The sequence below is a fragment of the Propionimicrobium sp. PCR01-08-3 genome (assembly GCF_030286045.1).
Classification (GTDB): Bacteria; Actinomycetota; Actinomycetes; order Propionibacteriales; family Propionibacteriaceae; genus Brooklawnia.
The window spans coordinates 305,044-326,615 of the sequence record NZ_CP127390.1 but is presented as its reverse complement, the minus strand read 5'-3'; the positions used below and the strand labels follow the sequence as shown (position 1 = coordinate 326,615).

Annotated in this window: 22 protein-coding genes; 6 read left to right on the top strand and 16 right to left on the bottom strand. The window is 63.7% G+C overall.

All coding sequences use genetic code 11. From position 1 onward, the window contains the following. Positions 1 to 86 precede the first annotated feature (86 nt). The 3 genes from QQ658_RS01545 to QQ658_RS01535 form a co-directional block, all read right to left on the bottom strand. Entirely contained in the window at positions 87 to 272 is a 186-nt protein-coding gene (locus QQ658_RS01545; protein WP_286025932.1) for a hypothetical protein, read from the bottom strand. A 202-nt stretch (positions 273 to 474) separates the two neighbouring features. Next, entirely contained in the window at positions 475 to 636 is a 162-nt protein-coding gene (locus QQ658_RS01540) for a hypothetical protein (protein ID WP_286025931.1), read from the bottom strand. Positions 637 to 698: 62 nt separating this feature from the next. Beyond that, entirely contained in the window at positions 699 to 1,520 is an 822-nt protein-coding gene (locus QQ658_RS01535) for a Cof-type HAD-IIB family hydrolase (RefSeq protein ID WP_286025930.1), read from the bottom strand. Positions 1,521 to 1,887: 367 nt separating this feature from the next. Here QQ658_RS01535 and QQ658_RS01530 point away from each other — a divergent pair, with 367 nt between their 5' ends. Beyond that, on the top strand, positions 1,888 to 3,261 hold the full coding sequence (locus QQ658_RS01530) for a UTP--glucose-1-phosphate uridylyltransferase (RefSeq protein WP_286025929.1): 1,374 nt from the start codon (positions 1,888 to 1,890) through the stop codon (positions 3,259 to 3,261). Positions 3,262 to 3,278: 17 nt separating this feature from the next. Here QQ658_RS01530 and kduI read toward each other — a convergent pair whose 3' ends face one another. From kduI to QQ658_RS01510, 4 genes are all read right to left on the bottom strand, one after another. Continuing rightward, entirely contained in the window at positions 3,279 to 4,106 is an 828-nt protein-coding gene (gene kduI, locus QQ658_RS01525) for a 5-dehydro-4-deoxy-D-glucuronate isomerase (protein WP_286025928.1), read from the bottom strand. Between the two features lie 220 nt (positions 4,107 to 4,326). After that, complete coding sequence (locus QQ658_RS01520; protein ID WP_286025927.1) at positions 4,327 to 5,730, bottom strand: Nramp family divalent metal transporter; 1,404 nt, start codon at positions 5,728 to 5,730, stop codon at positions 4,327 to 4,329. A gap of 287 nt (positions 5,731 to 6,017) precedes the next feature. After that, positions 6,018 to 6,647 (bottom strand): 2-dehydro-3-deoxy-6-phosphogalactonate aldolase, encoded by a 630-nt coding sequence (locus QQ658_RS01515; RefSeq protein WP_286025926.1) that lies wholly within the window; start codon positions 6,645 to 6,647, stop codon positions 6,018 to 6,020. Between the two features lie 199 nt (positions 6,648 to 6,846). Continuing rightward, a complete protein-coding gene (locus tag QQ658_RS01510; protein ID WP_286025925.1) occupies positions 6,847 to 7,800 on the bottom strand; it encodes a 2-dehydro-3-deoxygalactonokinase in 954 nt (317 codons plus the stop codon). A 344-nt stretch (positions 7,801 to 8,144) separates the two neighbouring features. On the opposite strand from QQ658_RS01510, the gene QQ658_RS01505 reads away from it, so the two are divergent. Then, the gene (locus QQ658_RS01505; RefSeq protein ID WP_286025924.1) at positions 8,145 to 8,642 is read left to right on the top strand and encodes a hypothetical protein; all 498 of its coding nucleotides are present in this window, start codon (positions 8,145 to 8,147) and stop codon (positions 8,640 to 8,642) included. 17 nt (positions 8,643 to 8,659) lie between these two features. Here the strand turns inward: QQ658_RS01505 and QQ658_RS01500 are convergent, their stop codons facing one another. From QQ658_RS01500 to QQ658_RS01490, 3 genes are all read right to left on the bottom strand, one after another. Continuing rightward, positions 8,660 to 9,061: a hypothetical protein gene (locus tag QQ658_RS01500; protein ID WP_286025923.1), complete on the bottom strand. Its 402-nt coding sequence runs from the start codon at positions 9,059 to 9,061 to the stop codon at positions 8,660 to 8,662. A 178-nt stretch (positions 9,062 to 9,239) separates the two neighbouring features. After that, positions 9,240 to 9,650 carry an SRPBCC domain-containing protein gene (locus tag QQ658_RS01495; RefSeq protein ID WP_286025922.1) on the bottom strand — a complete coding sequence of 137 codons (411 nt, stop codon included), beginning with the start codon at positions 9,648 to 9,650 and terminating at the stop codon, positions 9,240 to 9,242. 107 nt (positions 9,651 to 9,757) lie between these two features. Beyond that, complete coding sequence (locus tag QQ658_RS01490) at positions 9,758 to 10,483, bottom strand: DNA-3-methyladenine glycosylase (protein ID WP_286025921.1); 726 nt, start codon at positions 10,481 to 10,483, stop codon at positions 9,758 to 9,760. Positions 10,484 to 10,506: 23 nt separating this feature from the next. Here QQ658_RS01490 and QQ658_RS01485 point away from each other — a divergent pair, with 23 nt between their 5' ends. Both QQ658_RS01485 and QQ658_RS01480 read left to right on the top strand, forming a co-directional pair. Beyond that, positions 10,507 to 11,490, top strand: a complete 984-nt coding sequence (locus QQ658_RS01485; protein ID WP_286025920.1) for a hypothetical protein — start codon at positions 10,507 to 10,509, stop codon at positions 11,488 to 11,490. Between the two features lie 31 nt (positions 11,491 to 11,521). After that, positions 11,522 to 12,217, top strand: a complete 696-nt coding sequence (locus QQ658_RS01480) for an NUDIX hydrolase (RefSeq protein ID WP_502928925.1) — start codon at positions 11,522 to 11,524, stop codon at positions 12,215 to 12,217. Here the strand turns inward: QQ658_RS01480 and QQ658_RS01475 are convergent. Together QQ658_RS01475 and QQ658_RS01470 are read right to left on the bottom strand one after the other, a co-directional pair. Next, positions 12,199 to 14,904: an excinuclease ABC subunit UvrA gene (locus tag QQ658_RS01475; RefSeq protein WP_286025919.1), complete on the bottom strand. Its 2,706-nt coding sequence runs from the start codon at positions 14,902 to 14,904 to the stop codon at positions 12,199 to 12,201. The two genes, QQ658_RS01480 and QQ658_RS01475, sit on opposite strands and share 19 nt — an antisense overlap. 297 nt (positions 14,905 to 15,201) lie before the next feature. Further along, the gene (locus tag QQ658_RS01470; protein ID WP_286025918.1) at positions 15,202 to 16,008 is read right to left on the bottom strand and encodes a Bax inhibitor-1/YccA family protein; all 807 of its coding nucleotides are present in this window, start codon (positions 16,006 to 16,008) and stop codon (positions 15,202 to 15,204) included. Positions 16,009 to 16,314: 306 nt separating this feature from the next. On the opposite strand from QQ658_RS01470, the gene QQ658_RS01465 reads away from it, so the two are divergent. Then, positions 16,315 to 17,781, top strand: a complete 1,467-nt coding sequence (locus QQ658_RS01465; protein ID WP_286025917.1) for a DUF2252 domain-containing protein — start codon at positions 16,315 to 16,317, stop codon at positions 17,779 to 17,781. Between the two features lie 16 nt (positions 17,782 to 17,797). Continuing rightward, positions 17,798 to 18,823 carry a lactonase family protein gene (locus QQ658_RS01460; protein WP_286025916.1) on the top strand — a complete coding sequence of 342 codons (1,026 nt, stop codon included), beginning with the start codon at positions 17,798 to 17,800 and terminating at the stop codon, positions 18,821 to 18,823. On the opposite strand, the gene QQ658_RS01455 is transcribed toward QQ658_RS01460, so the two are convergent. From QQ658_RS01455 to QQ658_RS01440, 4 genes are read right to left on the bottom strand one after another with little or no spacing between them, the layout of a single operon-like run. After that, complete coding sequence (locus QQ658_RS01455; protein WP_286025915.1) at positions 18,810 to 19,049, bottom strand: DUF4177 domain-containing protein; 240 nt, start codon at positions 19,047 to 19,049, stop codon at positions 18,810 to 18,812. The genes QQ658_RS01460 and QQ658_RS01455 overlap by 14 nt on opposite strands. Further along, positions 19,042 to 20,322 carry a CPBP family intramembrane glutamic endopeptidase gene (locus QQ658_RS01450; protein ID WP_286025914.1) on the bottom strand — a complete coding sequence of 427 codons (1,281 nt, stop codon included), beginning with the start codon at positions 20,320 to 20,322 and terminating at the stop codon, positions 19,042 to 19,044. The genes QQ658_RS01455 and QQ658_RS01450 overlap by 8 nt, the downstream gene beginning before the upstream one ends. Continuing rightward, positions 20,319 to 21,218, bottom strand: coding sequence for a DUF1648 domain-containing protein (locus QQ658_RS01445; protein ID WP_286025913.1), 900 nt, complete (start codon positions 21,216 to 21,218; stop codon positions 20,319 to 20,321). The genes QQ658_RS01450 and QQ658_RS01445 overlap by 4 nt, the downstream gene beginning before the upstream one ends. Beyond that, the gene (locus tag QQ658_RS01440; RefSeq protein ID WP_286025912.1) at positions 21,211 to 21,567 is read right to left on the bottom strand and encodes a GntR family transcriptional regulator; all 357 of its coding nucleotides are present in this window, start codon (positions 21,565 to 21,567) and stop codon (positions 21,211 to 21,213) included. The genes QQ658_RS01445 and QQ658_RS01440 overlap by 8 nt, the downstream gene beginning before the upstream one ends. Between the last annotated feature and the right edge of the window lie 5 nt (positions 21,568 to 21,572).

Below are 21,572 nucleotides of genomic sequence, written 5' to 3'. Positions count from 1 at the left end.
TTCTTAAATGTGGGGGTCAGTTAAAACCTGTGGGCATGCTCGGACGCAACGCCGTGATTGACGCGGCCGGCAGATCGAAGCCCAGCTCAGAGACTACGGCGACGATTCAGGTACCAGGTTGCGCCGATGGACGCGGCGATTGCCGCGACGGCGAGCGAGATCGCCTGAACCTCAACACTGGCGGTGCTGATAAGACCTGCCAGCAGAAGAAGGGCAACAATTGCAATGCCGAAGTCGAGCCAGAACAGGTTCTCTGTTCCCTGCGATTTCACCGTCTGCTTCGCAGAAGTAGCCGATGTCGTCGGTTGCACTAACACTGCCATTTCAAGGCCCTCTCACAAGAAAAACGCGGCTCCAGTACGGAACCGCGTCGAACTTCGTATGTCCTAAAAGATACCTCCGGGCCGATTTTCGGACCAGAATCAGGGATCCTGTTGTGGCAACTGAGACGGCCTCATTAATGCCCCTGGGGGGTCACAAGCTCGCGACACCCTGCACCAGAGCCGCCATCCCGCCCACCATTGCGACGATGATGACGAGCGTCCGGGCAAGGGCTTCAGAAATGCTCCCGGCGAACGCTCCACCCATCACGAGCCCGCGGACGAGTCCGGTGCCCGCCGTTGCGGCGGAATCCACGCCATGCTCCCGGCGCTCGCTGGGTTACCTGACGTGATTCATTCAGCTCACCGATACGCGTTTCACCCGCGTCGAAAAGCCGTTGGGAAAAGCTCATCCAGGCCATCGGCCACGCCGCATTCGGTGCACGGGCCGACGATCTCGTCCGCAATCTCGCGCGCCTGTGGCACGGCGTTGGCGACGGCGACCGAGTGCCCCGCCGCCCTCAACATCGGAATGTCGTTGTGGTTGTCGCCAAATGCCACGACCTGCTCGATCGGTATATCGATCGCCTTGCACAGTCCTCGTAGGGCATTGCCTTTATCAACGCCTTTGGCGGTGAATTCCAATAAGAAATCTGCCGACAGCATTACCTCGGCCTGGCCCGCAAACTGGGTGCGCAGCCGCTCGCACAGCTCGGTGAGTTGTTGTTTTTCGCCTCCGACGAGCAACTTCACGGGCGTGAAATCGAGATTCTCGAAATCGGGCACCAGCACCGCCTCGAAATCGTTCGATTCGGCTTCGAACTGCACGCCATAGTTGTCGAGCCGGTCGGTCAGCAGTTGTCGTCCGCTGTGCACCATCACCGCTGCGCCCGCCTCGGCGCAGACCCGAGCCGCGCGCACCGCAAGATCTCGGTCCAGCTGGTGCGAAAATAGCGGCTCGTCGTCCCAGGCCTGGGCTGCCAGCCCTCCGTTGTAAGCGATCATGTAGAGCCCTGCATCATCGATCTCGTTGCGGCGCAATTGAACATGAATGCCATGTGGGCTGCGTCCGGAGACAATCGCCATCGTCACGCCCTCGGCCCGGATCCGGTCCAGCGCCGCCTTGGTACGTTGTGGAATCGTGTCGCCGATCGGGGTCAGTGTGTCGTCCCAATCGCTGACCACCATCGAATAGTTCACGACGTACTTCTCCTTTCACCGCGACACCGAACCACGGCGGCTGTGTGACGCGAACCTCGCCTTTTACCGGCAATCCCGCGAATGCGCCGGCCTGGGCACCATCGCTTCGGAGTCCTCCAAGAAGTCACCACCGCGTGCCGCTTCTCTGGAATCTCCTGGCGCCGCTGGCCCGCAGGCGAACCCTCACCCCATCGTTTCAGATTCTGTCGGCGCCACGCTCTAAACTCTCTTGAGTGGACACGATCCACGCAGTCTCAACCCAGTGCCGGCGTCGGAGGATTCGCCAGAAGACGCGGCAGCTGGTCGGGCTTAACCATCTCGGAGCCGCCCATCGGGCTACCGAACATAGGTTTGCAAAGGAGCACTCATGACAGACCCGGCGCTGGATGCCGCCATCGACAAACTCCGCGCTGATGGTGCGGCGCCATCGGTCATCGCCGCGTTCGTCGACCGTTTCCAGCGGTTGGCAAGTGGTGAGACGGGTTATCTGCATGAGGCCGACCTCAAGCCGCTGACCGATCCTCCGATGTTGGCCGATCAGCAGTTGGACGAGCATGCCGCGCAGGCACTCGCCCAGACCGCCGTGGTGCGGCTGAACGGTGGGCTGGGTACCTCGATGGGGCTCGCCGGGCCGAAATGCCTGATCCCGGTGCGTGACGGGTTGACCTTTCTCGACATCGTCGTCCGCCAGATCCTCGCCCTGCGCGAAGCCCACGGGGTGAGGCTGCCGCTGTTGCTGATGAACAGCTATAACACCTCGCAGGCATCGCTTGACGCCTTGGCCCGATACCCGGAGCTTCCGGTCGAAGACCTGCCGCTGGAGTTCGTCCAAAGCCGCGAGCCCAAGCTGCTGGCCGACACGCGCATGCCGGTGGAGTGGCCGGCGAATCCCGGTCTCGAATGGTGCCCGCCGGGCCACGGCGATTTTTATCCCTCGCTATATGCGAGTGGGCTGATCACCAAGCTGTTGGACGAAGGGTTCCGCTACCTGTTCGTCGCGAACATGGACAACCTCGGCGCGGTGCCCGATCCCCGGCTGGCCGGTTGGTTCGCGGCAAGTGGCGCTCCCTATGCCGCCGAGGTGACCGAACGCACCGACATGGACCGCAAGGGCGGGCACTTGGCTCACCGCATCGCGGATGGGCGGCTGGTATTACGCGACACGGCGCAGGTCAGCCCCGACGAGATGGACTCGTTCATCGACATCGTCAAACACCCCTGGACGCACACCAACAACCTGTGGCTGGACCTGCAGCAAGTGGTCGAGGTCTTGGACGCCAACCAGGGCGCTATCTCGCTGCCGCTGATCATCAACCGGAAGACGGTCGATCCTGCCGACGCCGGGTCGCCTGCGGTGGTCCAGTTGGAGGGTGCCATCGGGGCCGCGGTCGAGGTCTTCGACGGAGCGCAGGCGATCGGGGTGCCGCGCAGCCGCTTCCTGCCGGTCAAGGCTACCGCTGATCTACTTGTGCTACGTAGCGATATCTACGAGTTCACCGACGACGCCCTGTTGGTCGGACGCGAGATCAGTCCGGTCGTCCGGCTCGACCCCGACTACTACAAACTGATAGGTGACTTCGAGCAACACTTCCCGGCAGGTCCCCCGTCGCTGACCGAAGCCCATTCGCTGCAGGTGACCGGTGACTTCACCTTCGGCAAGGATGTGGTGGTGCGCGGCGACGCCGTGTTGACGACCGAGCAACCGCAAGAGATTCCTGAGGGCGCCGTCGTGGAGAACTAACCGACGACGACTCGGAGTCACAGCAGGGTGTCGATCGGCTGATGATCCATATCGTCGAAGTCCTTGTTCTCGCCGGCCATCGCCCAGATGAAGCTGTAGGCCTGGGTGCCGACGCCGGAGTGGATCGACCAACTCGGCGAAATGATCGCCTCATGGTTCGCGACCACCATGTGCCGGGTCTCGTTCGGGTCGCCGAGCAGGTGCAGCACCCGGGCGTCGTCCGGCACATCGATGTAGAGGTAGCACTCGGTGCGGCGGTCGTGGGTGTGTGCGGGCATGGTGTTCCAGATGCTGCCCGGATGCAGCGAGGTCAGGCCCATCACGATCTGGCACGACTGGATGCCGTCCTCGTGAATGTAGCGATTCAGGGTGCGCGCATTGGCATGCTCCTGGTCGCCGAGTTCCTTGTGGAATCCCTCACCCGGCATCACCGATGCCGTCGGGTAGCTGGTGTGCGCCGGGGCACTGAAGAAGTAGAACAGCGTCTTCTCGTCACCGGCAGCGGCGAAGCTGACATCGCGGACCCCGCGTCCGACATAAAGACAGGCACCCTTCGGCAGCTCATGGCGATCGCCGTCGGTGGTGACCACACCGGTGCCCTGAATGACGAACACACCCATCTCGCGGCCCTGCAGGAAGTAGTCGGCCCGGATCTCGGGCGGAGCCTGCAGCCACAGCGGCTCATCAACGGGAGCGGCACCGCCGAGGATCACGCGATCCTCATGGCTGTGCACCAAGGTGATCTCGCCATCATTGAACAGATCCGGGACGAGGAAGTTGGCGCGCAACTCCTCCGTGGTCATCGTGGCGGTCTCTGCCTTGCTGACCGTATGACGATTCTCCATAGTGAATGAGCCTTTCGTTGCTTCGTCCCGGCCGTTCGCCGGTGATCATTATCCGCAGCTACCGAGCGCGCCAGCTGCGCCGCCCGGTAAGGTGCATCCGGCACAATCAAATACCGCTCGCCAACCGGACGATCTATTAGTGCCCTAAGGGTATTCCGGCAGCGAGAACGCCCGCCACCTTGTTGCCAAGATGCCGGGCGTCCTTATGTGCGTGAACAGGTCAGCCGATACTGAAGCCGAAAACTCCCGCGATGGTGTAAAGGCCGAGAATGCCGATGGCGGCGCTGGAGATGACGAGCAACACCAGCCAGGCCTTGGATCCCTTGACCGAGTCCACCATCTCCGTCTTGCGCAGATACCAGACGCCGACCACGACCACCAGCAGGAAGATGCCGGTTGCGATGCCACCGATCTGCACCATCAGCACCGGCGACTGGACGACCAGGTACATCACCGCCCAGGCAATCGGCAGGAAGACGGTGAAAATGCGGATCCAGCGCATCCGGGCCTTCGGATCGTTCTTCCAGTCGAAGACTCCGACATTGGCAAAGAAGTTCGCCCAAAGCCTGGAGTGGCTGGGCATAGCGGCCCACAATGTCGAAATCAAAACGGTGAAGGCGCAGATCAGGAACGCATGCATGGCCCACGGACCGATCGAGTCGGTGTACATCCGGGCAAGCGTCGTGATGACGGCATTGCCTTCGGGCAAGAGACCTTGCGGATGCAGCACCGCCGCACCCATGATGTAGAAGGCCAGCGTGCTGACGGTGTAGATCACCCACGACAGCCAGGAATCCTTCTTCATGACCTTGATCCAGCCTTCGGCACGCGCCTGCCATTCGGGCGAACCATCGTTGGGGCCAGCCCACCGCGCATATCCCTTCTCCACACACCAGTAGGTGTAGAAGGTGATCTCATCAGAACCGACGCCGGTGATACCGAACATCGACACCGCTACCGCGAGAGCCGGCATTGCGAAGGTCAAACCGGACGCGATCTCGGCCCAGCCATAGGCGAATGGGGTGAATGGCAGCCCGAACGCGATCGCAACGGTGATGATCGTGAACGCGACAACGAAGACGCTACAGATGGTCTCCACCACGCCGTACTTGCTCGAGAACAAGATTGCAATGCTTACGGCGACCACGACAATTGTCCAAATCGTCAGACTTGTCTTATTGAGCGGGTCCCCACCGAAGGGGAAGAGCAGGCTCAGCGAGACAGCCGATCCACCGACTACCCCGCCCATCTGGGTGATCTTGGCGAGCGCCATCAGCAGCCAGGCCCAGGTCATCCATCCTGTCCGTCCGAGCTTCGGCGGTATCCGGTTGAAGCCGGTCAGGCCGGCCTCGCCGGTGGCGATCGTCCATTTTGCAAGTTCGATCTGGATGGCGACCTTGACGAAGGTGGACAAGATCACCAGCCACAGCAGGGCGAAGCCGACCTTCGCGCCGGCGACCGTGGTGGCGATCAGTTCGCCTGAGCCCACGATCGAGGCCGACATGATGAGGCCTGGCCCCAGGTACTTGAAGCTCGCCCGCCAGCCTTTGGGCGGCTCCATGATGTCGGCTGGATCGAGTTGATAGGGGTCGTGTTCTTCCACAACCGTCGTAGTGTCGGACACTGGCGCAACCTCCATTGGTTCGTCCGAATACTGCCGACCGCCCGCACTCATGCCGACTCACCCGCGAGTTTCCTCACGAACACAGCACCTTCAGTAGTTGCTCGCCCTGGGGCTCGCCACGTGGAGATCCTGTTGTTCACCAAGGCCGCTTGGTTGGGCTGCCCTTGTTCTGCAGCCGAGCCGGATGAGGTCTTGGTGAAGTTCATCGGCAGATCCGCGTCGGCGAGCCCCTTGCTCGCCATGCCGTCTCTGTTGCGCGAAATCGTACACGATCTACGACTGCGGTACTACCCCAACCATGCCTTGACCAGTTCCCCGGTCCGCGCCTCGACTTCGGACGCGCTGCGTCCTGCCTTGTAGAGCGAGCCTCCGAAGCCCGCGCCGGACGCTCCGGCCAGGGCCCATTCATGCACGGACGAAGCGTCCATGCCGCCGACCGGGAAGAACGATATGTCATCCGGCAGCACGTCACGCCACGCTTTCATGGACGCCGTCCCCAGCACGCTTGCCGGGAAGATCTTCAAATGCCGGGCGCCCGCATTGATCGCGTGGAAGGCCTCGGTGACCGTCGCCACTCCCGGGTAGGGTGTCATGCCCAATTGCACGGCCCGTGCGATGACCGCCGGCTCGCAGTTGGGTGCGACGATGATCTGCGCACCGGCGTCGTAACAGGCATTCACATCGTCAGCGGTGAGCACGGTGCCGGCGCCGACCGTTGCGCGATCACCCAGTTGCTCGCGCAGAGCGCTGATCGAGGTCAGCGGCGACGGTGAGTTGAGCGGCACCTCCAAGGTGGTCATGCCACCGGCCAGCACTGCCTCTCCGATCTCGGCGGCTTCGTCCGGACGCACGCCACGCAAAATTGCGATCAGTCCCTCGGTGCCCATCATCATTCCTTCCTGCCTGCTGCCTCTCATGCTCCCACGGCGTCGCCTGTGCGGGCTCGCGACCGCCCCTACTCGTGGACCACAGCGCGCGACCGATACAGATTCTGTCTCTTCGATATTGTCGTGCACACTCGAACGCGTCCTTCCAGACCAGCCGGATCACGCTTGCATGCTGTGGCGAGATGTGGTCAATCGACGGCTGCCGACAGTGCACCCGCCACGCGAGTACTCAATCGATCAGACCCGCGCCGGCCGCCGAACGCCACAGTCCCCTGACCGTCACATCATCGGGCGCGATGGACGCTTCGGCTCCGTAGCGCGCCAACGCCCGCACGTAGCGCTCGGTCAGGCTCGTGCCGCCGACCAACACGATCGGCATCTGCGTCAGGTCGGCCTTCGCCGCACGATCGGCCACCTCGGCACCGATCAGCAAACCGGAGATCGCGTCACGCACCTGGGTGGCAGGAAGTTGCCGGTCGAGCACCGAACTGCGGATGACGAAGGCAGCGAAGGCCAGCGAGTCTTTGATCTCGGCGCGATCCAAGCCCCAGTCAAAACCGACTCGCCAATCCTGATCGGGAGCGGCAGGTGCTCCTGCGCGTCCGATCATCGACTGATCGGCCAACAAGGAGAAAAGTTCACCTGACATCGCGGTGTCGAAGTCGAGCAGCACCCCGTCATGCACCCGAGCCCATTTCGTGTGGGTCCCGGGCATCACGACCAGCGTCGCCTGACCCGGATCCAGCTCTGGCACCAAGCCCGCGAGCTGCGTCTCCTCACCCCGGATCACGTCCGCGTTAGGTTGGCTCTTCTTCACCCCGCCGATGATGGGAAGCCTGCCATAGTGGGTATCCACCGTAGTCAATCCGGATCCGGCAGCCAGGGGTGTGGGTAACGGCTGGTAGCTTGCCTCGCGCCAGCCTTGTGCAGCGCCCACCATGCCGCAGGCGATCATCGGCAGTCCGGGATCACCCTGCAGCCAATCGGCGACCATGGATCCGAGAATCGCATTGAACGACCCGTCGCGGTCGGGATCATCGGCAGCGACCGACAAAATGCCGTCGCCATGCCGCTGGTCGAGCAGCCGGGGTGCATCGTGGCCGGCCGCCAGCAGATAGCTGCGGGCGTGGGTGGTGCCCCAATCGAGGGCGATCAGTTGAGCGGCTTCGTCGACGTTCGGCATACCCAAAGCCAACTCCGCCTGGGCTGTGCTGTCAAAGCCAAGGTGATGGGCTGCGATCGGACGCCACTTGATTGCCGGCGCGCGTTGGCGGCCGCCGATGGTCCTCGGCTCCTGCGCAACCAGCTATGACATGTGCTGCCGCACGCCTTGCCCGGCGCCGCCCGTACCCCGCTGCGGAGTCTCGTCCGATCCCTATGAGCGGACGGCAGGCCGGCTCCGACCGACCGGGGGCTGGCCCGATTTTAAGGAATCCCTTAGGATTGGTGTTTGAAGCGTGCGAAAGGCCGGGTCCGAACACTGCTGGATCAGGGCTTTTCCTTGAGCGAATGCCGGAAGGAGGCGTGATGGCTGACCAGAAACCTGAGAAGAACACTGAGATTCTTCCATCGGCCACGGGGAACAGCGACAGTCTCCCGCTGTTCAACTTCTTCGGCAAGAACACGTCGGCCCACCACGGCAGTGGTGGGTTCGTGGGGGCACTGATCGTCGGGTCTGTCGCGCTGGTGGTTGCGCTGGTCGCATTGACGATCGCCATAGGGCGCGCCCCACAGACGAGTTCGGCGGCAGCGGCCGAGCCCGTCGACACGAAAGCGTCGGCGGCCACCAGCTATGCCACGCCCACACCGACAGGCGAACGGTGGTCTCCCGAGCCCATCATTTTGGGCGTGCCCCAAAAGGAGATGACTCCCGAAGAGACGCCCAGTCCCACGCCGACCCCGACTCCCTCGTCGGCCACTCCCGACGCGTCGACCGATGATGATGACGATGAAGCGGATACTCGCTCGTCCGACCGTCCGGACGCCACCGTTATGCCGGGTTGGGGAGTCGAGACCGCCCGATAGCCGGTGACCCTGCGGGTCTAGATCTCAGGGTCTTGTTTCTTGGCGGGCTGCCCGGCGTCCAGATCGAGATCGGTCGCTCCCCGTGGATCAGCGACGTGCGTGTCGGCCTGATTGAACTGGTCTTCGAGTTCGGCGCGTGCTGAGTCGCCCGCTTCCTGCTTGCGGATCTCGGCGTAGCGCGCCTTGAAGCTCTTGCTGGGCATCGCGATTCCCAGGCCCAACAGCAGGCCCGCAACCAAGCCGAGCGCGGCACCCAGCATCACCCAGTTGCGAGGATTCGCGAATCCAGCGCTCCGATTAGCGATCGCAACCGCATGCAGCTGATTGATCTGGACGACGTCGTAGACCATCAACGCCACGAACGCGATGGCAACCACCACGCCGAGCACGAGCAGCAGATTCTTCGAAAAGCGCATCATGGACGATGACATTACCCGGCCGCAGCCCTCGGCGATCGAGGCGAACACAAGATGTCCCGATCACCTGGCTTGCGCCAGTGATCGGGACATCGATTCTGATATTTACTGCAGGGCCGCTATCGCTTGGCAGGAAACTGACGCGTCGAACGGCGGTCCCTGAATCCGGGAGGATCCTTGACTACAGAGCGTCGCTTTCGATGCGCTCCAGCGCGGCCGACCAGCGATCTTTTGCCCACTCGCGGTCGATATCCGGGCCGAGATTTGAGTGTTCGATCTCGATTTCGGTTTCGCCTTCGCCCGCAGGCTTGAGATTGAGCGTAACCATCGATGGTTTCGCGTCATCTTTGGAACGGTACGAGAAGCGGATCTCCTCCAGTGGATGGAAGCTGCGGATCACGCCTCCGCGTCCGCTATATGCCTGCCACGTATGTCCCTTGGCTCCCAGTTTCGCGCCCGGCCCCAGCAGGGCTTCGGCACCATCGTCGGTCATGAGCACATCCCAGACAACCTTCACAGGTTGCTTGAGCGTCCGGCTCACGACCACGGTCTTACCCTCGGTCTCGGCAGTGGCCTCACTTGTCTGTTCCATGGGCTTCTCACTTCTTCGTTGAGTTGTGATCCCGTATGAGATTGGTCCGGGTTGGCAGTTACCTTAGTGCCATCAAGCAGCCCAGGGGTAGGGATTGCACGATTGCCTCAGGCTTTTATGTCGGGCCTTGACGCTTTCGCGCTGCGCCGGTACGGGCTGACGCTCTTCTCTCCGGAAAGCCAGTAGCGCAAAGGCCAATCAGGGGCCTTCGAGATACCGGTACGTGGCCCTTTCATGACGCTGTGACTAGTGGTTTCACTCTGTCCATCAAGGTTGCGCGTGAGCTGTGACGAGGAAGTGAAACCACCTGGGCCCGCATCTGTTTGGTCGCGGCTGCCGGTCGAGCCGTGGCAATCAGAAAGTAGCGAGTGCGGGCCAGGTTCGAGGGTGAATTCGGCGCCCAGCCTGGCGCCGTCGTCCGAAAGAGTCAGACCGAGCACCGAGCCGAGGTTTCCCGGCCCGCTGGCCAATTTCGAGATGGGACGCGGCAATTCTGCCGTATCCCAGCCGCGTCGCTCGCAGGCCAGTTCGAGCCCGTCGATCACCTCGCCCGACCGCAGCAGCACGGCCGATGCCGAGCCGGCCGGCGAGCACACCAGGTTTGCCGCAAGATGAATGCCGTAGCTGAGATAGACGTAGAGGCAGCCCGGTTCGCCGAACATGGTGGCCGCGCGGCCATGGGGGCCGCGGTAGGCATGCGAAGCCGGGTCGTCCATGCCGAGATAGGCCTCGACCTCGGTGAGACGTATCGCTACCGGCCCGCGCCGCAAGACGGCTCCCAGCAGCGCGGGGGCAACCTCGTCCGCGCGGCGGCTGAGATCGATGGGGCACATAAACCCACGGTAGCCTGCACTATGTGACGGCACGCAGATTCACTCTCGCGCCGGCCATCGCCCTGGCCGGATGTTTGATGCTGTCGTCGTGCGCCATGCCCTCCCCTACGGCGCAGTCGTCGCCGACAACAGCGGCGTCCACGCCCAGTGCGTCTGCCTCGGTGCTGGCGGCCGAATCCGATCTCTATTCGCCGGGGTTGGCCCAGCAGGTGGTCTCCGAGCTGGTGGACGCGACCGGCGGCGAACCGATCGTCCGGGTAGTGATCAGCCGCACCCAGGCGCGGGTGACCTACATCGGTTCGGGCGATCGGCCGAGTTCGATGGTCTGGTCGAACGGCGTGATCACTCCGAGCGATGACGGAACCGACCTGGTGGCCGCGACCAGCTTCGACCCCAATACCTTCGATCTCTCCGATATCGCGGCGCTGTTCACCGAAGCCGCTCTGCTTTCGGGATCGAACGAGAAGCAAGAGCTGCAGATCAACGAGTACGACCACGGCCAAGTGCTGATGACCGTGACCACGACCCCCGAATCGTCCACCGTCTTCTTCGATCGTGACGGTGCGACCATCCCCCGGCTCGATCTCACCGACGACGCCGATCTTGCCGCGGGTCTCGACGATGTCTATGACACGCGATTACTCGTGCTCCAGGTGGGCGTGACCGTCTCGGCCGGCAACACCGCCGGAGTGGGCGACCAGGTCTGGGCCGATGTGGTGACGACACCCGACGTGGTCGAGCGGCGGATCCGCACCGCAACGGTGCCGATGTTCTTGACCCAGCGCCACGAGACGCCCTCGAACCAGCAGTTCGATCAGACGTTGATCGACCCCGCGGTCATCGCCCAACTTATTCGCACGGCGCCCGTGCAACTCGAGCAACCGGACGCCACCGACGTCACCATCACCGTCGATCAGCCCAATGACGCCGCCGCTCCACAGATCACCGTTGCCGCGGGTGGGCAGCAGATGATCACCGACCTCGATGGGGTGAAAATCGAGTCGTGAGCCACTTGATGGGTCATGCCATGATGGGCCTATGAGGATCATAGGAGTGCTGGCACCTGGTGCCGAGGTCTCCGTAAATGCGATCCTCGCCCACGGCGAAGACCCCCGTATGCTGCTGTGGCATCACGGATTTTTGCTCACGCGCCCGTTGAGCGCCCGGCTCGATGATGACCAGATCGTGCTGACGACCCAAGTCAGAAAGCGGACGAAGGGTTCGCGGGCGCCGCGGGTGAAGTCGCGTGGACTCGACCCGGCGTTGCAGCTCGCACCCGGCGAACGTCCCGTGCCCCATCAGCGGATCGCGGCGTATGCCATCGTCCGTTCGCGGCGTGGCGTGCTCGGCACCCAGTGCTCCGACCGGACGGCCATCCCCGGGCTGTGGCAGCTGCCCGGCGGCGGGCTGGAGGCGGGCGAGACACCCAGCGAGGGCGTCGTCCGCGAGATCACCGAAGAGAGCTCGCAGCAGGTTCGCATCAGGCGGCTGATCGATGTGCAATCCGATCATTGGGTCGGACGCTCACCCACCGGCGTGCTGGAGGACTTTCAGGCGTTGCGCATCATTTACACCGCTGTCTGCCCCGACCCGACCGACCCCGAGGTACTCGACGTCGGCGGCACCACGATGGCCGCAAGCTGGGTTCCGGTGCGCCGCTGGCGGGCGCTGCCGTGGACCTCGGGTGCCCGCTCGCTGCTCGACCGGCACCTGGATCAGATCCGGCTGCGCTGATTGCCCAGGTGGCGGGCGAGGTAGCGTCCGGTGAGCGATTCGGGGGCGTCCATGACCTGCTCGGGAGTACCGGAGGCGACGATCCGGCCGCCCTCGGCTCCGCCGCCCGGCCCCATATCGATCACGTAGTCGGCGTTGGCGATCACATCGAGATCGTGCTCGATGACGATCACGGTGGCTCCCCGGTCGGTCAGGCGCTGCAGCACCTGCAGCAGGGTGCGCACGTCGAGCGGATGCAGGCCCACGCTCGGCTCGTCGAGCACGAAGACGGCGTCGCTTTGATTGCGATGCAGCTGATTGACCAGTTTGAGGCGCTGCGCCTCGCCACCCGACAGCGCCGGGGTCGCCTCGCCGAGCGTCAGGTAGCCGAGCCCGAGATCGTCGAAGGTGCGCAGTCTGCGGCTCACGCCGGCAATGTCGGGGATGGCGTCGATCGCTTCGCGGATGGTCAACCGGAGCAGCCCCGGCAACGAGATGCCGTCGATCACGAACTCGTCTGCGGCGGGCGCGAACCGGGAACCATGACAATCCGGGCACGGAATGTCGATGTCGGGCAAGAACTGCACGTCGAGCGAGATCTCGCCGGTCCCCTGGCATCTGGGGCAGGCCAGCGAGCCCGTGTTGTACGAGAAATCGGACGTCGTTAGCCCCTTCTTGCGGGCCTTATCCGTTGCCGCATACGCCTTGCGCAACTCGTCCATCACCCCCGAGTAGGTGGCGACGGTGGAGCGCACATTGATGCCGATCGGGGTGGCGTCCACCACATGCACCTTGGTGCCGGGCGCGGCGTCGAGAGCACGCACATGCGGCGGAAGTGCGCTATCTTCCCGATCCGATCTGGCCGCCAATGCCGGCACCAGGGATTCCAGGATCATCGTCGTCTTGCCCGATCCGGAGACCCCGGTGATGGCGGTGAGACGGCCGACAGGAAAGCTCACCTCAAGCGGATGCACGGTATGCACGGCATCGGTGCTCAACCTGATGCGTCCGAGATCGAAGACGTGGTCAGCGCTCGCGCGAGACCGGACGATGACATCTTCGGTCCCGGCCAAGAATCCAGCAAGTCGCGAGCCGGAGCCGCGGCCGCCCAGCCGGGTGCCCGTGTTCGTTGCAGCTCCAGCATCCGACTCGGATTCGGAGTAGTGCTCCGCGTCGAGACTGATGCCGGTGCCTCCATTCGGGTCGGCTCCGGGCTTAGTATTCGAATCAGAAGATACTTGCGAGGCGACCAGGTCGTCCACCGTCCCTTGGGCGATCACCTGACCGCCCTCGTAGCCGGACCCAGGGCCGATCTCGATCAGCCAACCGGCCTCGCGCAGAATCTGCACATCGTGGTCGACGAAGACCACCGAATTGCCGTCGGCCAGCAGATCGCGCATCACGCCGATCAATCCGTCGACATTGGCCGGGTGCAGGCCGATCGACGGCTCGTCGAGCACATAGAGCACACCCGTCGTCCGGTTGCGAACCGCCCTGGCCAACTGGACGCGTTGCCGTTCGCCGGTGGAAAGCGTCGAACCGGCCCGGTCGAGCGACAGGTAGCCGAGCCCCAGCTCAACCAGCCGCCGGGCCATCGACTCGAACGTATCGACCAGGCCGCGCGCCATCTGCTGCATTTCTTCCGGCAAGGCCTGAGGCACGCCGGGCGCCCAGGCCAGCACCTCGTCCAAGGTGAACGCCGTGACCTGGGCAAGGTTAAGGTCGCCGATCAGCGGAGCACGCGCTGCCTCACTCAATCGGGTGCCGCCGCAATCGGGGCAGGTTCCCTCGCTCAAGAAGCGGGAGACGCGTTTCAGCCGCTTCTCGTTATCGGCCCGTTTCAGCTCCTCGGTGACCGTCAGTCGGGCGTTGCGGAAGGTGAAGTCGAGCTCGTGTACGCCCTTCTTGCTGGTGATCGTGATGTGCTTCTTCTCCTCGGGACCGTCGAGCACGATTTGACGCTCCCAGTCGCTGAGGTCACGCCACGCAACATCGGTGCGCACGCCGAATTCGCGGGCGATATCGGGTTGCACGTTGAACCCGAACATCTGCCAGGGCGCGACCGCCCCGTCGTCCAAACTCAGCGATGCATCCGGCACCAGGGCGGCATCGTTGACGGTGCGCACGACCCCTGTTCCCTCGCAGGTCGGGCAGGCTCCGGCGGAGTTGAAGGCGAGCGATTCCGCGCCGGGGGCACTCACCTCGGCGCCACAGACCGGACAGTTGATCGGACGCTCCGCAGCCACATTGATGGTGGGCGGCACATGGTGCCCGTTGGGGCAGACATGGGATGCCAGGCGCGAAAACATCAGCCGCAGCACATTCAGCAACTCGCTGGAGGTGCCGAACGTCGAGCGCACCCCGGGCACTCCCGGACGCTGCCGCAACGCCAACGCGGCGGGCACATGTTCGACCAGTTCGACCGCGGCCCTGGGGGCCTGGGCCATGCGCCGCCTGGTGTAGGTCGACAACGCTTCGAGATATCTGCGGGCACCTTCGGCATAGAGCACGCCGAGCGCCAGCGACGACTTGCCGCTGCCCGAAACCCCGGCGATACCGACCAGGGTCCGCAGCGGAACCTCGACATCGACGTTCTTCAAGTTGTTGACGTGAGCACCGTGCACCCGGATGCGATCAGGCAATTCGGCCGCCGATCCCCGCTCCCCGTCGGTCGTCGGGTTGGCTCCGAAATGAGTAATCGAGGGCATTCCGACACGGTCGCCCTGTGAGGAATCGATCACCGGCTCAGGCCCTGTCTCATTTCTTGGCAAACTGGGGTCGGCTGATTCTTTGCGTCTGGTTGGGGTGTTCGTCTCGCTCACGGCCTCCAGGCTAATGCGGGTCAAATACAAAACCACCGACCCGGGGGTGACTCCGGGTCGGTGGTGAAGGTGTAATCGGCGGTATCGGATCGTCCGCCTATGTCGTGCAAAGGGTTTATCTCAGTTCCGCCGCGCGGCGCTTACCGCGTCCCATCGGCGAAACCGGCGATGCGGCGCTACGCCCTAGTTGCGGAAGAAGCTCAGGATCCGCAGCAGCGTGGTGTACAGCCAGACCATGGTGACCAGCAGACCGAAGGCGCCGCGCCACGACTCAGAATCAGGAGCGCCGGTGCGTACACCCTGCTCGATCGCGTCGAAGTCCATCAGCAGGCTGGCCGCGGCGAGCACCACGCCGAGCCCTGCCGAGATCCAGGAGAGCGGGCCGGCGCTGGCGCCGATCGCTGCCCAGCCGAGATTCACCCCGGCGAAGATCAGCATCAGGTTGATCAGCGACATCACCGCGTAGGCGATGATCGAAACGGTCACGATCTTGGCGATGCGTCCGCGCACTCTGGCGCCCAAGAACTGGTAGGCACCCAAGACGACGAATGCCGCGATGAAGGTGCCGATCACGGCCTGCAATACGAGACCCGGGTAAAGCGATTCGAAGATCTTGCTCCATGCGCCGAGCATCAGGCCCTCGATGATCGCATAGGCGAAGACTCCTGGCACCGACACCTTGTGGCGCATCGACACGATGAAGACGGTCACGAAGGCGACCAGCGAGCCGGCGATCGCCACCGGATACAGCATGGTTGCCGGCAGCAAGATCCATGACACGCCGGCGGCGGCGACGAGCGTCAACATCAAGATGGCGGTCTTCGTGATGACATCATCGATGGTCATCCGGCCGGTCACCTGCTGAGGCTGGGGGGTGTAGCCGTTCGCGGTCTGGTACCCGTAGGCGTCGGTGGCGTAGCCGCCTTGCTGATTCGGGTTGAAGTACGTAAACGAATTGCGGCCTGTCAAAACGGGATTACTGCTCTGCACCGGGGCCTCCTGATCATCCTTCGACACCGCTTTCCGCGATGCCGCTGCCATCTTATTAGAGGAAAGTCACGTAACAAATGAGGGATTTCCCGGGCGGAGCAGGCGACGGCTTCGTCCCATGGACGCAGTGTCAGATCACCTGACGTCTGCCCGCAACGCCCCGAGCGCTACTGCAACCGCGCCGACATACCGTTATTGGGTTCGTTCTTGTGCCCGATGCGAACCAAAGCGAACCCAATGACCGAAGCAGCCTGGTCACGGCGGCGTTCTCTATCGCTGATCAGCCTCCCTGGCTACCATCGGATCATGTCGATGCAGACGCTGACCGATGCCGAGGCATTCCGCTCGGTACGCAAGCCGATCCCCAGCCGCGCCGAGTCCCGCGCCTACGGCAAGTCGCTGCGGGTGAAGGTGCCGCGCTCGACGCTCGGGTTCTGGCATCCCGCCGACAATCGTCCGGACCCCGTCACTCAGATCATGGACGCCCACCTCGGGCGGGTACCGCGCCTGATCGGCGTCCGCGTGGCCCGGATGACCGAGTCGCCGTACGGCTTTCTGCGTGGTGCAGCGAATGTCTGCGCCAGCGATTGCGCCTCACTTCCTGCCAGCGGCATCAGTGCGATCATCTGCGGGGACGCGCACCTGGGCAATTTCGGCTTCTATCGCTCCCCCGAGGGCGAGCTGGTGCTCGACCTCAATGACTTCGACGAGGCCCATCCCGGCTTGTGGGAGTGGGATATGCGGCGGCTCGTGGCGAGCGTCCACGTAGCCGGACGGCAGAACAACCTGAGCGAAGCCCAGTGTTCCGACGCGGCCAAGGCCTGCGTGACCGCCTACCGTGACGAGCTGGCACATCTCGCCCAGGTGCCGCTGCTTGCCAGGAGCTTCCTGAGAGTCGATCTCAACCGGCTCAACGAGACGGTCATCGAGCCGTCCTTGCGCGACCAGGTCGCTCGCGCCGCAGACAAGGCGAGACAGCGCACCAGTGATCGTGCGCTCCCGAAGCTCACGTCGAGCGACGGCGGAGCGCTGCAGATCAAGGCAGACGCCCCGCTGCTCACCAAGGTGTCGGATTCCCGGTTCGAGCAGATCACCCAGGCCCTCGACGACTACCTGGGCACCTTGCCGTTGCAGTGGCGACGGGTCATCGGCGGCTATCGGCTGGTCGACTGCGCACACAAGGTGGTCGGCGTGGGCTCGGTCGGATTGCGCGCGTTCCTCGTCCTCCTGGAGGGGTCGGCACCCGACGACTTGCTCTTTCTGCAGCTGAAACAGGCCGGACGATCGGTGCTGGCTCCCTTCATGCACGGCTCGCAGGCCTGGCACAAGCATCAGGGCCAGCGCGTCGTCGAGTACCAGCAGTCACTGCAGACCGTCAGCGATCCACTGCTCGGCTGGGCCACGCTGCCGGCATCCACCGATCGCTCGACCGCTACCTATCTCGGCCCTTACACCGAGATGCCGGGCTCGCCCGCCTTGCAGGTATACATCCGCCAGTACCGCAATATGAAGGGTGCCGTCGTCATCGACGGTCTGGACGCGGGAGCGGTTGCCGACTACGCCCGGGTGCTCGGCCTGCTGTTGGCGAAAAGCCATGCGCGCACCTCCGGGGCGTCCAGAATTGCCGGATATTTGGGACGATCGGACGCCGCAGCCGAGGCGTTCGCGAATTTTGCCCGGGCCTATGCCGACCAGACCGAGGCCGATCACGCTGCGCTGGTGAAGGCGGTGACCGACGGCAAGCTGCCGATCGACACCTCGGCCGCCGGCTGAGCGCTAGGCTCAGCCCATGACTTCTTCTCTGGTGTTGCTGGGCAATTCGAAAGACGGCACGATCAACACCTTTGATCTAACCGGGGACACGTTGACGCCGCTCGCGGTCAGTGAAGTCGGCGTTCCGGGGCTGCCGCTGGCGGTCGATGCCCGGCGAGATCTGGTTTTTGCGGGCACCACCAAGCCGGGTGGTGTCACCACCATGAAGCTCGATCGCGCCACCGGGACCCTCGAAGCGGTCGGCCGGGTGGAGGCACCGGGCGCGATGGTCTATCTCCGGTTGTCTGATGACGGTTCCAGGTTGTTCTGGGCGTCCTACCACGATGGCGTCGGCGGGGTTTTCACGGTCGACGAGAGCGGTGCGCTGCATCCGCTCGGCGACGAGATCCACTACCCGAACCTGCACAGCGTGCAAGTCAGCGCCGATGGCCGGTTTGCCTACTTTGTGTCACTGCACGACGATCTGATCGCCCAGTATTCGGTGACCGATGCCGGCCTGGCGCCGCTGGACCCGCCGACGGTTGCAGCGCCAGAAGGATCGGGGCCCAGGCACATCATCGTGACCCGCGATCAGGAGTCGGTGTTCGTCAACACCGAGTATTCGGGCGAGGTGCTGCACTACCGCCGCGATCCGGCGTCCGGGACACTCGACTTCATCGCCTCCCAGGTGTGCATCCCGACCGACCGGGGGCTCACCCACAGCCGCTTCGGCGCGGATCCGCGCGCCGAGGACCTGATCTGGGGTGCCGACCTTCATCTGGACGATTCGGAGACCCGGCTCTACTGCTCGGAGCGCACGCGAGCCACCATCACTGCCCTGGACATCGCGTCGCACGGCGTGCTGGGCGAGATGATCGCGCATTCGGACGTCGTTGCTCAGCCGCGCGGCTTCGCGATCCTGCCGAATGGCGATCTGTTGGTCGCCTCCGAGATCGACCGGATCGTCGGGCAGTACCGTCCGGACGGCGACTCTGCCCTGAGCTTGGTGGCGAGTTTCCCGGCCGGGCTGGGTGCCTACTGGATCGAAGTCATCGACCGTTGAAATTGGGCGGTGCCTGGTAGTCGGCCCGGGTGACATCCTGAGGACCCTTCGAGGGTCTCTCGAAAACCAGCTGAATCGCCTGGCCGTTTCCTTCATTGGATGGCACCGACACGACATGTGCGAGCCGCCAGCCCTGCTCGGCGTATTGCCTGGTCACTTCCGCGTAGTCCACCTTGGGCTTGAGCAAGAGTGTGAACGGCACCAACTCGAAAGCATATTCATACATGGTCTGACCCTATCTGCCGGTGAGGCGCAACAGGCCCGAAGGCCCGACAGACCAGCAGCACGACGACCACCACCAGCAGAACCGGCCAGCCGCCCCACCCCATGATCGTCCCGCTCATGGTGTCGACGGTGAAGTCTGCGTCCGCGAACATGAGCATGAACGATCCGGCCGCCGCGTTGAGCGAGCCGTGTGCCAGTGCCGACGGCCAGATCGAGCCACCCTTTTGCCGTAGCCACGCGAGGATTGCTCCGATGCCGATGGCGAAGACACACATCGCCAGCAGACCCAGCCCGGGGTTCGACGGATAGTTGTAGCCGAGCAAGATCAGCGGCGCATGCCACAGTCCCCAGATGACACCAGAGATCAGCAGCGCGGGCAGCGAGCCGGTCAGCTCGAGAAGCCGAGGGAAGAGATATCCCCGCCAACCGACCTCCTCGCCCGCGGCAGGGATCACGTTGATCACCGAGCCGATGACGACATTGACGAACTGCAGCGCCCAGACCAGCCGCAGCGGCATGCCCAACGATTCGACCGGCGTGCCGCCCGCGTCCAGTTGCGAGTCGAGCAGCATCCGGAACCCGGAAAGGTCCGCCAGATCGAACTTGTAAGTGCCGAACAACGCGCTGGATACCATCCCGAGCAGCACTACCGCGTAGATGACCACCATGGCGAGCGCGAGAAAACCGATCGTCCGCCCGGCCGAGGCATTCGGTTTGATGCCGAGTGCGGACCAGATTGGACGATGCTCAACGAATTTCGTCACGATCACCGCGGCAATCGTCGGGGTGAACATCATGGTCACCGAGCAGACCAGGAACGCCGGGCTGGTCAGGCCTGATCCGAGCCACAGCGGCAGCGCCGCCAACCAGGCGAGCGCGTAGGCGACCACACAGTAGATGATGACCGGACGCCAGCTCGGCGCCGACGCAGTTCCGGTTCCCGAACTCGGCCTGGTGTCAGTGCCCGGCTGCGCCTCAGAAGGCAGCACGGCCTTCGCTTGCAGGTCCTCGTCAATCTTCGGCCGCAGGTGCGCTCGTGTCCGAGGAGCTTGCGGGTCTCCATCCGGCCGCAACGCATCATCCCCGGACGCGCCCTCATCAGTCTTTCTCGGCCGCCGTGGGACTTGTGGATCCTCCTCTGATTGCATGGATGCCGGATTCTGCTGCGAGCTGGTTGCAGCGCCGTCAGATCGAACGCCCTCGGGATCCTGGATGCCATCCGATCGCGCCTCCTCGCTCCACTTTTCGTCCGGCTGCCGGGCATCGCTACTCATTTCTCGTTTCTCCTATTGACAAGCGTGTTCACCGCTGCCGCGGCGGATTCTGCGTCCTGCACGGTAATGAGGAATGCGCCCTCGTCTCCTCGGTCAAGCCTGAGCGCGGGGCCGGACGCCGTGATCACACCATGGCTGCCATCGCGTCCGAGCCGACGACCCCAGCCACCGAAATCGGCGAGCGGCCTGACCTCGGCGACCGTCGCTCCGGCGATCGAATCCAGCGGGATCGTGGCCCAGGAGATAGCGCCGAGCGAGCGTACCCGCAGACCCCGGGCGTCAACGGTCACGGTTCCCGACAGTGCAAACGCACTCAATGCGATAAACGCGGCCAGTATCAGTAGAAGGAGCCCAAGCCCGACCGAGCCTGCAAGAAGCGTCTGTATCGCCGGGATCGCCACTGCCAGCACGCCGAGCCCCAGCACCGCCCACATCACTGCGGAGGACCGAGTTCGTCCGGTCCAGGCAACACGAACCGAATCATCCACCATCAGGCGCGGCGCATCGCTGGCGGCGACTTCGTCCGCGCTCATGCCCCGCTGCATCCAGACACTGGCGTTACTCAATCCGGCGATGAACACCGCCATACCTATAGCGAATGCTGCCGTATACCGGACTTGTTGTCTCATCACCACACCGAGAAGAAGCAGCAAGCCGAGAGGTGCCAGCGCGCTGAGGAGCAGGTTTTCCACAAACACGCTGCCGAGCGGGGCGAAACTGTCGGCTTGACCGCTGCTGCCCCAGTGAGTTGCAACCGCAGCGGGCAGCTGATCACGCACACTCCAAAGCGTCACGGTCATCCCCGCCGCCACGATGATGATCACAACAGCGCTTATCGCGAGCGCCATCAGATCACCGTGATCGAGGCGGCGCTTCGAGTCGCTCCTATTACTCACCGTTGTCTCCTTTCAGAATCATCCGGACGAGTTCGTTCCGACTGACGCCCAGCCTCGCTGCCTGAGCAACCAGGTCGTCGGTCAACGTGGTGAGCTTCGACATACCGGCATCGGACGAAATCACCACCGCGCCCCGGCCGCGGCGAAGTTCGATCAGGCCTTCATCACGCAGTTCCTGATAGGCCTTGAGCACCGTGTGCAGATTAATATCCAGGCTTGTCGCAAGTTCTTTCGCAGCGGGCAACCGATCGGAAGGTTTCAAAGATTGCTCAGCGATGGCACGCCGCACGGTCTCAGCGATCTGCTCATAGATCGGCTGCGGATCTCGCGGATCAACCTGCCACAACATACTTC

Excerpts from the sequence above, each read along its gene's own strand:
- QQ658_RS01510 (WP_286025925.1), bottom strand. The coding sequence starts at position 7,800 with ATGCCGAACGTCGACGAAGCCGCTCAACTGATCGCCCTCGATTGGGGC.
- QQ658_RS01440 (WP_286025912.1), bottom strand. The coding sequence starts at position 21,567 with ATGTTGTGGCAGGTTGATCCGCGAGATCCGCAGCCGATCTATGAGCAG.
- QQ658_RS01465 (WP_286025917.1), top strand. The coding sequence starts at position 16,315 with ATGTCGATGCAGACGCTGACCGATGCCGAGGCATTCCGCTCGGTACGC.
- QQ658_RS01475 (WP_286025919.1), bottom strand. The coding sequence starts at position 14,904 with ATGCCCTCGATTACTCATTTCGGAGCCAACCCGACGACCGACGGGGAG.
- QQ658_RS01495 (WP_286025922.1), bottom strand. The coding sequence starts at position 9,650 with ATGGAACAGACAAGTGAGGCCACTGCCGAGACCGAGGGTAAGACCGTG.
- kduI (WP_286025928.1), bottom strand. The coding sequence starts at position 4,106 with ATGGAGAATCGTCATACGGTCAGCAAGGCAGAGACCGCCACGATGACC.
- QQ658_RS01460 (WP_286025916.1), top strand. The coding sequence starts at position 17,798 with ATGACTTCTTCTCTGGTGTTGCTGGGCAATTCGAAAGACGGCACGATC.
- QQ658_RS01500 (WP_286025923.1), bottom strand. The coding sequence starts at position 9,061 with ATGATGCGCTTTTCGAAGAATCTGCTGCTCGTGCTCGGCGTGGTGGTT.
- QQ658_RS01480 (WP_502928925.1), top strand. The coding sequence starts at position 11,522 with ATGAGGATCATAGGAGTGCTGGCACCTGGTGCCGAGGTCTCCGTAAAT.
- QQ658_RS01455 (WP_286025915.1), bottom strand. The coding sequence starts at position 19,049 with ATGTATGAATATGCTTTCGAGTTGGTGCCGTTCACACTCTTGCTCAAG.
- QQ658_RS01515 (WP_286025926.1), bottom strand. The coding sequence starts at position 6,647 with ATGAGAGGCAGCAGGCAGGAAGGAATGATGATGGGCACCGAGGGACTG.
- QQ658_RS01450 (WP_286025914.1), bottom strand. The coding sequence starts at position 20,322 with ATGAGTAGCGATGCCCGGCAGCCGGACGAAAAGTGGAGCGAGGAGGCG.
- QQ658_RS01505 (WP_286025924.1), top strand. The coding sequence starts at position 8,145 with ATGGCTGACCAGAAACCTGAGAAGAACACTGAGATTCTTCCATCGGCC.
- QQ658_RS01490 (WP_286025921.1), bottom strand. The coding sequence starts at position 10,483 with ATGTGCCCCATCGATCTCAGCCGCCGCGCGGACGAGGTTGCCCCCGCG.
- QQ658_RS01530 (WP_286025929.1), top strand. The coding sequence starts at position 1,888 with ATGACAGACCCGGCGCTGGATGCCGCCATCGACAAACTCCGCGCTGAT.